Genomic DNA, 12,963 nt, shown 5'->3' on the forward strand with positions numbered 1-12,963 from the left:
CATTTAAGAAAAGAGATGATCTTATGAACGTAACAAAATGGTTTGGTGCTACCCTTCTTTCTGTTTCACTATTGGTGACCGCAGCTTGTGCGAACGATAGCACTCAAGAGAATAATCAAAGTAATCAAGAAAGCACTACCAGTGAAACAAAAGAAAAAAACACGGCTGTTGAGACAGGGAACAAATCTTTATCCAATATTAAGGTGCTGGCAACAGGCGGAACGATTGCCGGTAGTTCAGATAGTAATACAGATACGACTGGATATAAATCTGGTGCACTTGGAATCGATAAAGTCATTGCTTCCGTACCACAGCTGAAGGATATTGCAAATGTCACGGGTGAGCAAGTAGCGAACGTCGGCAGTGAAAATGTGGATAACGCTCTTCTTTTAAAATTAGCGAAACGAGTCAATCAGCTTTTAAATGATGATCAAGTGGATGGCATTGTGGTGACACATGGTACAGATACTTTAGAAGAAACGGCCTATTTTTTACATTTGGTTGTAAAAAGTGATAAGCCAGTGGTGGTCGTGGGTTCCATGAGGCCAGCATCTGCCATTAGTGCGGATGGCCCGCTTAACCTGTATCATGCAGTGAAAATTGCTTCGACAAAAGAAGCCAAAGGCAAAGGTGTAATGGTGACATTAAATGACCGAATTGCCTCTGCTCGTTTTATTACGAAGACAAATACCACCACAACCGATTCGTTCAAGTCTCTTGAGCAAGGGTACATTGGAGAAGTGGCGGGTGAAGTTGTCTCTTTTTATAACGAACCGACAAGAAAACATACAGCTGACAGTGAATTCGATATTTCAAAGCTAAAAGAGCTGCCGCAAGTGGATATCTTATACGGCTATCAAAATGATCAAAAGTATGTGTATGATGCTGCGGTTAAAGCAGGAGCGAAAGGCATTGTCGTTGCCGCCGCAGGAAATGGAACGATGTCAACAGAAGCGATCAATGGGGCAACAGATGCAGTGAAGAAAGACGTGGTGATCGTGAGGTCAAGCCGTGCAGGAAATGGCATTGTCACACATGAAAAAATGGATGATGAACATCATTTTGTCTCATCGGATTCATTAAATCCACAAAAAGCCCGCATTCTACTCATGCTGGCTCTGACGAAAACAAAAGATCCAGATAAAATTCAATCCTATTACGAGCAGTATTAAAAAGAAAAAGACCCGACGTATCATTGGGTCTTTTTTTATATGTGTACCTGATGTTCAGCCCGTTTTTTTAAAGAGAGTAAAATGTCTCTCCAAACATCATCTATATCAGTAAGAAAATGTCCTGCTTGCTCGATATAGTGCGTTTTGGCGTTTGGAATGTTCGGAGCCATTCTTTCTATCTCTGCAAAAGGGGCCATCTGATCCTCTTTTCCATGCCAGACATCCACAGGGATTTGTATATCTTTCATATCGAATGCCCATGACCGTGAGAGTAAATCTGGTTCATGAATACATTCATCAACCGATTGACGAGTGGCTTCGTATAAATGCATCATCATGAGCTCCAGTTGCTCATCGGTTTGAAGAAATTGCCGATCCGAAGGATGTAAATGTTTGTTCCCTTTTTTCGTTAGCTTCTTAAATTTCTCTGGTTTTTTTTCAATTAGTTTTTTCTGAGCGCGATAACTTGCCTTTAAGAGCCAAGGCATTCTTTTACTGAGGAAAAAGGCAATCTTGTTCTCTTTTAGCATACTTTTAGGCGGTTTACCATCCTGAAATGGGGTGGTACTTGAGACGAGAGCAGCCGAAAGAATGCGATCTGGCAATTGATAGGCACAACCAGCAGCGAATGCCCCGCCTCCAGAGACACCAATCACTGAAAAATGGGAGATGTCAAGATGATTGGCCACTTCCTGTACGTCTTTTGCCCAGTCTAAAATGGTACGGTTAGGTTGCGGATCAGATAAACCAAAACCAGGTCTGTCTAAAGAAATGAGACGAATGCCAAGCTCTTTTGAGATTGGATCATCATCTAAAAACATCACTCTCGATCCAGGTGTCCCATGAAAAAAGAATACTGGGAATCCTTCAAGATCACCGTATTGAGACAAACCAATATGACGTCCATCTTGCAAATAAATCCTATCCATATGATCATCCCCTTCATCGTTTATCTAGCTTACATATTCATGCATGAAAGGCCGGGTTAAGGCGTTTCTTTCGCAATTTGATAGATTTTTTCGTAAAGCGATAATAATGTTTTTAGATCATCTTTTGAAAGCTTGGCATAGTATTTTTGAATTAGATGTAGCTGAATTTTTTCAATATCTTTATGATAGTCATGGCCCTTTTGAGCAAAATCAACAATGATTTCTCTACGGTTATGTGGATTAATCTCTCTTTTCACATATCCAAGCTGTTCAAGCTTTGATATGAGCTGGCTAGCGGCACTAGATGAAATGGAGAAATAATCAGCTAGTTCATTGATTGTTCTCGTCTTCGACCGCAGCAATTCAAGTGTCAGTTCTTGTTTGCTTGTTAAATCTGCATACTCATTTTTCAAGAATCGTTGATACTCTTCTACATAGATAGAGCCTAGTGCGTTTGAGTACTCAATGATTTTTTTGCTGTAATGAATGATATCCTCATCCAATGACATCACCTCTTTTCTCCTATATTATATGTGATCTTAATATTTAAGTGAAATTAAATGTTAAGAAAAATTAAATAAAAGGAGGATAGACTGATGAGAAAATGACCTCTACCTCCACTTTCTCATCAACAATGGACAAAGAATACTTCCTGTTATCCCTAAGCATTCATAAAATATAGTTGGTTTGATTTTGAACATGTAGTAGGCTAAGGTGGCAATGAATAGATCATAGAAGAAAAACAAGTATACGTCCTTTTTGGTGATGGCATAAATGATCGTATTGTTTGTTTTCACTGAGATTCACTCCTTAGGAAGTCGATGACTTTTTCATTGTATTATGGGCGATCTCCATTTATAATAAAAAATAAACCAACTGGTCGGTTTTGTTTGTCCGTGTGAAGAAAAGCAAGGTAGAAGGGATTGTTCATAGATGACAAGTACACAAAGCGGGGCTGGAAAAAGTGAAAAGACGAAGCAGAAGATTGTCACCGCTTCACGTGATTTATTTGCGAAAAAAGGATATTCCGAAACATCCGTGCGAGATATTCTAGAGGCGGCTGAGGTTAGTAAAGGCAACCTCTATCATCATTTTAAAGGAAAAGAGTTTTTGTTCCTTCATATTATGGAAGAGGATCATCGATTCATGATGGAGACGTGGCATGAAGAGAAACAAACGCTGCACCGGGCCATTGATAAGCTCGCAGGGTTTGCAGAGCTGCTTAGTCAAATGGGGATTAACTATCCTTTAATGAGAGCAAGTGAAGAATTCTGTGCCAGTGCATTTACATCAGATGAAGTCATGGAGCGTCTGAACAAAATTGATGTGGACTTTGATGATGTGATGAGAGACATCCTGCTTGAAGGAAACGAAGATGGCAGCTGGTCGATTCAGCATGTTGAATCAAAAGTGAAAATATTACTTTCCGTATTCTACGGATTAGACGTGTTATATAGAAATGAAACGATGCAGCAGAAAAAGGAATTACAAAAAGAGGCGATCTCATTGTTTATTCACGGAATCAACCATCATGAGTAACAAGTGAGTCAGTAAAGGGGAAACAAACATCATGCAAAAACCGATTCGTGAGCAAAAAGCGGTACTTGTTATTTTATTAAGTAATATATTTATTGCGTTTTTAGGCATCGGTCTGATTATACCTGTCATGCCGCTCTTTATGAATGTCATGCATTTAACGGGCAGTACGATGGGATATCTTGTGGCGGCGTTTGCTGTTGCACAGCTTATCGCATCACCTATTGCGGGAAGATGGGTAGACCGATACGGAAGAAAGATCATGATTGTGTCTGGGCTGTTTCTATTCGCGTTATCAGAACTCGTTTTTGGCCTTGGGACACATGTGTATGTTCTGTATTTTGCAAGGCTTCTAGGCGGTATTAGTGCGGCATTTATCATGCCGGCTGTCACTGCCTATGTCGCTGATATCACAACCGTTCAAGAAAGATCAAAGGCAATGGGGTATGTATCCGCTGCTATTAGTACCGGATTTATCATCGGCCCGGGAATTGGCGGATTTATTGCAGAATATGGTGTTCGCCTGCCGTTTTTCTTTGCAGCAGGGATTGCATTTATTGCTGTGATTTCGTCTATGTTTATGCTGAAGGAACCATTAACAAAAGAAGAGCGAGAGAAACAAATGGATCAAGTGAAAGAATCGACCTTCTTTAAAGACTTGAAAAAATCGATTCATCCAAGTTATCTCATCGCCTTCATCATTGTCTTTGTGCTGGCGTTTGGACTATCTGCATATGAAACGGTCTTTAGCTTGTTTACAAATCATAAGTTTGGATTTGGTCCGAAGGATATTGCGATTATCATTACCGTCAGTTCAATTGTAGCCGTCATCATCCAAGTCCTCGTGTTTGGTAAAATGGTGAATGCGCTTGGGGAGAAACGAGTTATTCAACTATGCTTGATTGTTGGAGCAGTTCTCGCTTTTGTTTCCACAGTCGTGTCAGGCTTTATGGTTGTGCTGATCGTGACGTGTGTGATTTTCCTTGCGTTCGATTTATTGCGCCCTGCACTCACGACCTTCTTATCAAAAATCGCTGGCAATCAGCAAGGGTTTGTCGCAGGGATGAACTCTACCTACACAAGTCTTGGTACGATCTTTGGCCCGGCACTTGGCGGCATTTTATTCGATCAAAATATTCATTTCCCTTTCCTGTTTGCAGGTGTTGTCTTATTTCTTGGATTAGGCTTAACCCTTATTTGGAAGGGGAAGGCGACGGTTGAATCTGATTAGATTAGGGGCTCTAACTAGGGCTCTTTTTTTTGTTCCTTTTGGATAGATGATTGAAAAATAATCACAAGGTCCCTGTTGAAAAGGTATTATACATGTTAATCTAATACATGTTTTACCAAAATACAGGAGGAGGATTTTCAATGCAAATTAAAGAGATTTTTTATATTCGGTGTATCTCGTGTTTGAGTGTTGTGCTCATTCATGCAATAGCCATTTTATCTAGCCCCCATTCATCATCTATTCTTGTAGCATTACTCATGTTCAGTACCCCGAGTTTTATTTTCATTTCTGAATTTTTATTGGCTCATGCTTATCCGAATGGTACCCCTAAAGGATTTATGTGGAAGAGGGTGAAAGCCATCTTTTTCCCATTTGCTTTTATTGGGATTGTCGATGGTTTTTTGCATTCGGCATCGTTAAATGGAGGGGCAGCTGACTTTTTTAAAAGAGCTTCAGCAAATGTCTTATTGGGAAATTATATTGGTTATTTTGTTCTGATTATTTTTCAATTTTACTTTTTGCACATGTTTTTTCACAAAATGGCTAAGCGTACCTCAGCCAAATGGGTATTGCCGATCTCCTTTATCATCACAGTTGGTTATTTAAGTGTCATGAATCTCGTCAAAATCCCACAACCTCAATTACCTAATCCAATGTTCGGCTTAGAATGGATTCCATTTCCAGGGTGGTTGTTCTATTTTTGTTTAGCCTATTATTGTGGAGCGAATTATCAGCAGTTTATCACAAGACTTCATCGTTTTAAGTATGCCGTGTATGGACTTGTTTTGATTTCCGCAGCGACCCTTCTAAGCAATTCATATGTAGGCTTTTTCGAGTCTTCTTCTAAGAGGCCAGACGTTGTTCTTTATACAGTCAGTATTGTCTTCTTATGTTTTCTCTTGTTTTCTAAAGTGAAAAGCGTTCCACCTTTCGTAGCTGTCATTAGTCAATATTCATTCACCATCTATTTGCTTCACGGGTATTTTCTAGGTATCTCTGTGTTACTATGGGGACAATTAAAAGATTATCCATTCTTTGTAGGGACAATCATAACATCAGCACTTGCAATTGCTGGACCTATCCTATTGTCACGGATAGCAAATCATTATAAATATGGCTATATGTTTGTCGGTAAAATCAACAGAACGAGGCGAAAAACAGTCGCTTCATAAACGTTTTAAAGGGGATCTTAAGAAGATGCCCTTTTTTTGTTGCCTAAAAGTACAATGCTTCTTGCCCGAAAGTACAATTTCAATCGACCATCTCATTGCTTAGAATAAAGAGATCAAGTTCACGAAGTTGAAGAAAAAGGAGTAAGTGAATGGCAAAATTTTTATATCATTTAGGAAAAAGTGCATTTTCTAAGCCGAAACGGATGATTATCGGTTGGTTACTTGTTTTAGTAGCTGTTGTGGCGGCAACAATAGGGACAGGAGTTTCATTTAATGGCGATATGTCGATTCCAGGAACAAAGTCAGAAAAGGCAATGGATCTCTTGGAGAAAAAGTTCCCAGCAGGTGATGATGGCGGGACGATTCGTCTGATCTTTAAAGCACCTAAGGGTGAAACATTAGAAACAAAAAAAGTAAGAAACAAATTGAACGAAACGATCAAAGAAGTCAAAAAGGATAAAGCAGTCAAGCAAGTGACGGATTTATATCAGATATTTGCTATTAGTAAGGATAAGAAAATAGGGTATGCGGATATTACATACCGGGTAAAGGCGGATGAGGTAAAAACATCCTCAAAAGAGAAAGTATTAGATAGTATTAAGATTTCAAGAAAGGCTGGCATCCAAACAGAATTAGGCGGCTCCGTCACATTCTCAGAAATTGAGGTAGGCGGGATTTCGGAAGTCATAGGTATTGTCATGGCATTCTTTATTTTAGCCTTTACCTTCGCTTCACTATTGATTGCAGGACTACCGATCTTGACGGCTGTCATTGGGTTAATAATCGGTGTGATGGTCATATTAATTACCTCAAATTTTGTTGAGATGTCTGCATTTAGTCTTACATTAGCTGTGATGATTGGACTTGCAGTAGGAATTGATTATGCATTATTTATCATTTCTCGTTATCGACAGTTATTAGCAGAGGGTTACGAATTGAAAGAAGCAGCTGCTAGAGCTGTTGCTACAGCAGGCAGCGCTGTATTGTTTGCAGGTGTTACCGTCGTAATTGCACTATGCGGACTTGTATTAGTCGGTATACCATTTTTAGGCGTTATGGGTCTTGTAGCTGCATTCATGGTACTATCAGTTATGCTTGTGTCTCTCACAATTGTTCCTGCCATACTAGGGATTCTTGGTGATAAAGTAAGCCCTTCAAGAAAGAATAAATGGTTCTCTAAATTACAATCTCAACAAAAAGAAGAAGCCACAGCTTGGGGAAGGTTTATCAAGAAGTATCCAGGTAAGATCATCCTAGGTGTCATTGTATTGACTGGTCTACTCAGTTGGCCAGCACTTCATATGGAGTTGGGTCTTCCTGATAACGGCATGAAGGGGAAGGAAACAACTGAACGTAAGGGCTATGACCTGTTAGCAGAAGGGTTTGGTAAAGGGTTTAATGGGCCACTGGTTGTTATCATTGATGCCTCCCATGCAAATAACGCAATGAAATCTATTGAGAAAACAACAAAAGTATTAGAGAAGATGGATGGCATCAAACAAATGGCACCGCCTGTTCCTAATCCATCGGGTAAGTACGCCATGCTGACCATCTTACCGAAAAGCGGTCCAGAAGATAAGGCGACAAAGCAATTAGTCAAAGATATACGAAATGAATCTAGTCAGACTGCTGCAAAGTATGATACGAAATTACTTGTTACTGGTTCTACGGCAGTTAATATAGATATTTCAGATAGACTCAGTGAAGCGTTACCGAAATTTGCAGGAGTCATTATTGGATTTGCTTTGATTTTGATGATTCTTGTGTTTAGATCCTTCCTTGTTCCATTAAAAGCGGTTTTAGGATTCCTTATGACATTGACCGCTACACTAGGTTTTTCAGTCTTTGTTTTACAGGATGGACACCTTGCGCCATTGTTTGGAATACCAGCAAATGGCCCATTGTTAAACTTTATGCCTGTACTAGTAACAGGAATATTATTTGGTCTTGCAATGGATTATGAGGTCTTTTTAGTCAGTCGAATGAGAGAAGATTTCCTTCTATCAGGTGATGCGAAAAAGTCCGTTGTATCAGGTTTGAAGCATAGTGGAAGAGTAGTGACTGCCGCAGGCTTAATCATGATTTTCGTCTTTGCTAGTTTTATCTTTGCAGATGACTTGATTATCAAAACAATGGGGTTAACTTTGGCATTCGGTGTTCTGTTTGATGCATTTGTCATAAGAATGACTTTTATCCCAGCTTGTATGATGCTGATCGGACGAGCTGCTTGGTACTTACCCAAATGGTTTGAAAGATGGCTTCCACGTATAGACATTGAAGGTGAGTCTATTTCTCAGAAGGATGAGAAAGAAGAGAAGGTGATTTAGTCACTGATAGTCTTACATGGTATGATTGATGATACCGCCATTACCTCGATAAAGGGTGGGCGGTATTTTTTGAGTGAATATGAGGCTCGGATGGTGATATTTATGGCGAAACGACGGGTAGACCCTTTTAATGAAATGATCTATTCGCGAATTCCAACATTATTATGGGTCATTCTTGTTTATATTGCAGCAATGATATTTCAGTTTATAACCACCCCATTAGCACTTTCTGGCCTGTTTTTTTCTGCACTTATTGCCATACATCTGATTCTGCATTGGTGGTCATTTTACTGGTTTCGGCAGAATCCATGGGTATATTTTCTGATTCAAGGAATAGTGATTCTACTTTGTGTTTCAGTCATGCAGGCGGCTTCCCCTGTGATCTTAATTGGTCTGTTACCGGTACTAATAGCGCAAAGTATTGGGGTATATTATCATACATTGAAGGTGATTTTGACAGGGCTTAGTTTTTATGTTCTTTTTTTTCTTGCCCTTATTTTGGTCAATGATACAGATGATTTGACCGTATACATTCCTATTTTGTTTTTGATTCTGATTGTAGTCATCGCATACTCCATTTTATTTTTTAGACAAGTCAAAGCTAGAATTCGTACACAAACATTTTTAAAGGAACTTGAATTGGCACATCAACAAGTGGAAGAGCTGACACTTGCAAATGAGCGTCAAAGAATGGCGAGAGATTTACATGATACCCTTGCACAAGGGCTGGCAGGTATTATTATGCAATTAGAAGCGGTCCATGCCCATTTAGAGAATCAGAATGTTGAGCGTGCTCAAAGCATTATTAAAGGTTCAATGAGCCATGCGCGGACGACATTAGGTGAGGCGAGATTGGTCATTGACGACCTTCGAACATACAGCCAGGATCAATATGACTTAGCTGATTCTGTGAAAGATGAAGTGAATCGGTTTATGACGGCGACAAATATTCCAGTTCATACAAAAGTGGCTGTCTCTTATCAAGTGTCCCCTTTCCTCATCGAACATACTGTATACATTGTCAGTGAATGTTTGACGAATATTGCCAAGCATGCCAAAGCAAGTAAGGTCGAATTGATGATGAAGCAACAAGATGATCACATCTCCTTGCAAATCACAGACAATGGAGTGGGTTTTGATGAGAAAAAACAAGAATCCACTTCCGGGCATTACGGTCTAATTGGTATGTCAGAACGTGCCCGACTGCTTGATGCACAGCTACACTTGAAAAGCGAAAAAAATGAAGGTACACAAGTGACGGTAACCATACCTTTGAAAAAGGAGTAAAAAACAATGTCTTATCAAATTGTGATTGTCGATGATCATTTTGTTGTTAGAGAAGGATTAAAATTAATTCTTGAGACAGATCAACGATTTGATGTTGTTGGTGAAGCAGAAGATGGAGCAAAGGGTTTAGATATCTTGAAAGAGAAGGCTCCAGACCTTGTATTACTTGACCTCAACATGCCTAACATGAGTGGGCTTGAGATGTTAAAAGAGATGCAGTCTCTTCAATTAAAAGTACCGGTCCTGATTCTCACTACCTATAACGAAGAGAAATTAATGATTGAAGGGCTGCAACTTGGAGCAAAGGGCTATCTTTTAAAGGATACCAGCAGAGAAAATTTATTTTATACAATTGAAGCAGCTATCAGAGGGGATATTCTTCTTCAAGCAAACGTCGCTGCTAAAGTATTTGAATCAACAGAGCATCAAGTGACTCCGACCCATTTGAAAAAAGAAATAAACATGCTGACTGAAAAAGAGATGCTTGTCTTACAAGCAGTGGCTAGGGGATATCGAAGTAAGGAAATTGCATTTGATATGGGGATTTCCGAGAGAACTGTCAAAGCTCATTTAACAAATATTTATCAAAAGCTGGAGGTCACTTCAAGAGCAGAAGCAATTAAAGCAGCAGTGGAATTAGGGGTGATTCATTTTTAGAGAGAATGAGTTAGCAGCAGAATAATAGACAAGAGACCTTTCAAATAAGGTCTCTTTTTTTTAAGGCTGCGGCTTCAGGTGATTCAGTGCCTGCGCCAGTTTTTGATTTTGTTGCTTTTTGTAAAATAGAAAGGCGATGATATGGCCTACTAATGTGAGAAAGGCTATACCGATAAAATAAGGCATGATCCATTCGAGCAGTGCAGTCGAATATAAAGCGACGGCTCCTACTTGAAACCCTAAATTGACGACAGTGGAGATGAGAATGTTGGTGGGTGCTGGAAAGGTAAAGTAGTTCCATAGTAAAGGATACATGACCCCAAAGACGATGCCTGCCAGAGTACCGATGCCAATGATGTGCCACACGTAATGAAAAGGGATAGAGGATGACCATTGAGTGATTGACAGGATGAGTGTCAGCCATACGATAGAGACAAAAGCTGTTTGCATAAATTGATGTTTTAGTTCCTTGATCATTTGAATCGCTCCTTTATATATTTGGCGTAATGACGACTGACGGTGTAGCTGTTTTTCGAGATGGTTTCGACCTCTAAGCGAGCGTACGTACCAGCGACAAAGCTGTCGACTTGCGCTAAATTGAGAATGACTGCATTGTTGATACGATAGAAATGTTCACGCTCTAACGACTTCAGATCCTTCAGCCGTTTATTGAGAAAATACGTCGTACCCTGAGTCGTGATCACCTTTGACAGATGTCCAAGCGCAGAGATCGCTTCAATTTGTTCTAATGGTAAAAGAGACTGCCGATCATTTTTTGGATCTTTGACCGTTAGAGATGTACTAGTCTCCAGCATTGATGCCATCTTTTGTAAACGTTCTTGATTATGTGGATGGCTGATGACGTCTACTTCCGTCACATCCTTTTCTTGATTCCAGATCAAACGAAATTTCATCCATAAACCTCCTCTCACAATGAGCATAGCAATAGATGAAAGCGAATGCGATTGAATGTTGCTTTGATGCAGAAGAATTCTTTTTGTTGCAAAGATTCACCGCGTGTCTGCGGCTTTCCTTTATAATGAAAAGATACTCGTTCGTGAATGGAGGAATGATGTTGTATCTTGTAGATCAACAAAGGACAGGAGCGGTAAAAGAGGAAATTCGGCGGATTGATCCTGCCTATCCAGTGTTCGTAGATGCGATACTCGATGGCGTGATACAAGGAGATTTATATGTGGATCACCGAGATCACCCGTGTGTCTATTTTGTAGGGACGACAACCGGCATTTATTATGTCGCAGGCAAGTCAGAAGCAGCACTCTCATTATGTTCAACGTTCATTGTGGATGTTTATAAAAAGCAGAAAAGAGAGAACAGACGGTTCACTTTGTTTTCAGCAAATCCAGCATCAGATGAGATGATGAAAAAATGCTTCGGTTCCCAACTGAATGAAATGCAAAGACATGCGTATTCTTATGATTTGACCTCTCCTGATCTGATTGTGCCTGATCAAGACGAAATGATCAAACGCACGAATGAACAAGTCATTGCCGCAAGTAAAGTATTCCCATCCAGCTATTATGAAGCATATTGGGGAGGAGTAGATCACTTTTTATCTAATGGCGTCGGAGTTGCCATCTTAAATGGTGAAGATGTGGTCAGTGAATGTGTCTCTATTTTTTAAGTGAAAAACGTGTGGAAATCGATATTTGGACAGATGAAGCCTGCCGTGGAAAAGGGTTGGCTTTGTTAGCAGCTCAGCAAATGATCAGCATCTGTGTTGAAAAAGGGAAGACACCGCATTGGGATTGCGATGTCCATCATGCAGCCTCGGCCAAATTGGCAGAGAAGCTAGGTTTTCATTGGACAAAGACGTATCGTTTATTTTATGCCTCACGCTGAAAAGGTTTTGAGATACCAAGCATCCATGGCAGAATGCTCTGAGCCTTCAATCGGTGCAGGAAGAAGAGAGAAGTCATACCGTTGATAAAGACCAGTAGCAGCTGTTAATTCACTGCGGGTTTCTAAATAACAAGCATCGTAGTATGTAGCAGCATATTGCAGGGCCATATCCATCAGTTTCTTGCCCGCACCTTTGCCTTGTGCTTTTGGGCTTAAATAAAGCTTTTGCAGCTCACAAATGCCATCTGTGAAAGGGGCAATGCCAACGCCACCAACAATTTCACCATGTTCTTCGGCAATCCAATAGGCTGCATGAGTCAATGATTGATAGTATTCGAAAAGCTGATCAAGTTGTGGGTCTGTGTAGGCTGTACCTTCAATCGCAAGATTCGCTGATTCTAATGACTGGCGGATAATGGCCGCGATAAAAGGATTGTCCTGCTTTTGAATCGGTCTAATATTCATTGGAAAAACCTCCATTGTCATAGGATAAAAAAGAAAAGGAGTTAATGCGATATGTTCTGGCTACAAACCGCTATTTTTACTGTCATTGTACTCTGTCTCTCGTGGTGGGCAGGAAAAAGACGCAGGCATCGCCATGCCGGGCTGATTGTTCCGATATGTATCACCTTGTTTGGATTGCTCTTATTGATCGGCAGTTTCTTCATTGGCAGATGGGAAGGGATGGCGCTCAGCATATCAAGCGTCTCTATCGTTCTCTCTTCTATCATTTGTTTGATCATCGTTACAGGGGTTCATTTGTTTAAAAAAGATGACCCATCGTAGGCT

Annotated in this window: 13 protein-coding genes and 1 pseudogene; 9 read left to right on the forward strand and 5 right to left on the reverse strand. The window is 40.1% G+C overall.

All coding sequences use genetic code 11. From position 1 onward, the window contains the following. The first annotated feature begins 23 nt into the window (after positions 1 to 23). Entirely contained in the window at positions 24 to 1,172 is a 1,149-nt protein-coding gene (locus MKY11_RS02830; RefSeq protein ID WP_024719179.1) for a type II asparaginase, read from the forward strand. Between the two features lie 35 nt (positions 1,173 to 1,207). On the opposite strand, the gene MKY11_RS02835 is transcribed toward MKY11_RS02830, so the two are convergent. Together MKY11_RS02835 and MKY11_RS02840 are read right to left on the reverse strand one after the other, a co-directional pair. Then, positions 1,208 to 2,101: an alpha/beta hydrolase gene (locus MKY11_RS02835; RefSeq protein ID WP_342501822.1), complete on the reverse strand. Its 894-nt coding sequence runs from the start codon at positions 2,099 to 2,101 to the stop codon at positions 1,208 to 1,210. 56 nt (positions 2,102 to 2,157) lie between these two features. After that, positions 2,158 to 2,610: a MarR family transcriptional regulator gene (locus tag MKY11_RS02840; RefSeq protein ID WP_217967508.1), complete on the reverse strand. Its 453-nt coding sequence runs from the start codon at positions 2,608 to 2,610 to the stop codon at positions 2,158 to 2,160. A 424-nt stretch (positions 2,611 to 3,034) separates the two neighbouring features. Between MKY11_RS02840 and MKY11_RS02845 the strand changes: the two genes are divergently transcribed. The 6 genes from MKY11_RS02845 to MKY11_RS02870 all read left to right on the forward strand — a co-directional run bounded on the left by MKY11_RS02845 (position 3,035) and on the right by MKY11_RS02870 (position 10,311). Further along, entirely contained in the window at positions 3,035 to 3,640 is a 606-nt protein-coding gene (locus MKY11_RS02845; RefSeq protein ID WP_342501823.1) for a TetR/AcrR family transcriptional regulator, read from the forward strand. Between the two features lie 31 nt (positions 3,641 to 3,671). After that, on the forward strand, positions 3,672 to 4,868 hold the full coding sequence (locus tag MKY11_RS02850) for an MFS transporter (RefSeq protein WP_073415861.1): 1,197 nt from the start codon (positions 3,672 to 3,674) through the stop codon (positions 4,866 to 4,868). A gap of 140 nt (positions 4,869 to 5,008) precedes the next feature. Beyond that, entirely contained in the window at positions 5,009 to 6,040 is a 1,032-nt protein-coding gene (locus MKY11_RS02855) for an acyltransferase family protein (RefSeq protein WP_113767298.1), read from the forward strand. Between the two features lie 149 nt (positions 6,041 to 6,189). Continuing rightward, on the forward strand, positions 6,190 to 8,367 hold the full coding sequence (locus MKY11_RS02860; protein ID WP_342501824.1) for an MMPL family transporter: 2,178 nt from the start codon (positions 6,190 to 6,192) through the stop codon (positions 8,365 to 8,367). 102 nt (positions 8,368 to 8,469) lie between these two features. Beyond that, positions 8,470 to 9,654 carry a sensor histidine kinase gene (locus tag MKY11_RS02865; RefSeq protein WP_072368474.1) on the forward strand — a complete coding sequence of 395 codons (1,185 nt, stop codon included), beginning with the start codon at positions 8,470 to 8,472 and terminating at the stop codon, positions 9,652 to 9,654. A gap of 6 nt (positions 9,655 to 9,660) precedes the next feature. Further along, positions 9,661 to 10,311: a response regulator transcription factor gene (locus tag MKY11_RS02870; protein ID WP_342501825.1), complete on the forward strand. Its 651-nt coding sequence runs from the start codon at positions 9,661 to 9,663 to the stop codon at positions 10,309 to 10,311. 60 nt (positions 10,312 to 10,371) lie between these two features. On the opposite strand, the gene MKY11_RS02875 is transcribed toward MKY11_RS02870, so the two are convergent. Next, on the reverse strand, positions 10,372 to 10,788 hold the full coding sequence (locus MKY11_RS02875; protein WP_045035195.1) for a hypothetical protein: 417 nt from the start codon (positions 10,786 to 10,788) through the stop codon (positions 10,372 to 10,374). Further along, positions 10,785 to 11,225 (reverse strand): LytTR family DNA-binding domain-containing protein, encoded by a 441-nt coding sequence (locus tag MKY11_RS02880; RefSeq protein WP_342501826.1) that lies wholly within the window; start codon positions 11,223 to 11,225, stop codon positions 10,785 to 10,787. The genes MKY11_RS02875 and MKY11_RS02880 overlap by 4 nt, the downstream gene beginning before the upstream one ends. Positions 11,226 to 11,383: 158 nt before the next feature. On the opposite strand from MKY11_RS02880, the pseudogene MKY11_RS02885 reads away from it, so the two are divergent. Next, positions 11,384 to 12,174, forward strand: a pseudogene (locus MKY11_RS02885) (GNAT family N-acetyltransferase). Here MKY11_RS02885 and MKY11_RS02890 read toward each other — a convergent pair. Continuing rightward, complete coding sequence (locus MKY11_RS02890; protein ID WP_178929509.1) at positions 12,166 to 12,639, reverse strand: GNAT family N-acetyltransferase; 474 nt, start codon at positions 12,637 to 12,639, stop codon at positions 12,166 to 12,168. The pseudogene MKY11_RS02885 and the gene MKY11_RS02890 sit on opposite strands and share 9 nt — an antisense overlap. 51 nt (positions 12,640 to 12,690) lie before the next feature. On the opposite strand from MKY11_RS02890, the gene MKY11_RS02895 reads away from it, so the two are divergent. Then, positions 12,691 to 12,960: a YesK-like family protein gene (locus MKY11_RS02895; protein ID WP_024719170.1), complete on the forward strand. Its 270-nt coding sequence runs from the start codon at positions 12,691 to 12,693 to the stop codon at positions 12,958 to 12,960. Positions 12,961 to 12,963 lie beyond the last annotated feature (3 nt).

Origin of the sequence: Bacillus sp. FSL W7-1085, assembly GCF_038595035.1 — a bacterium.
Taxonomy (GTDB): Bacteria; Bacillota; Bacilli; order Bacillales; family Bacillaceae; genus Bacillus; species Bacillus altitudinis.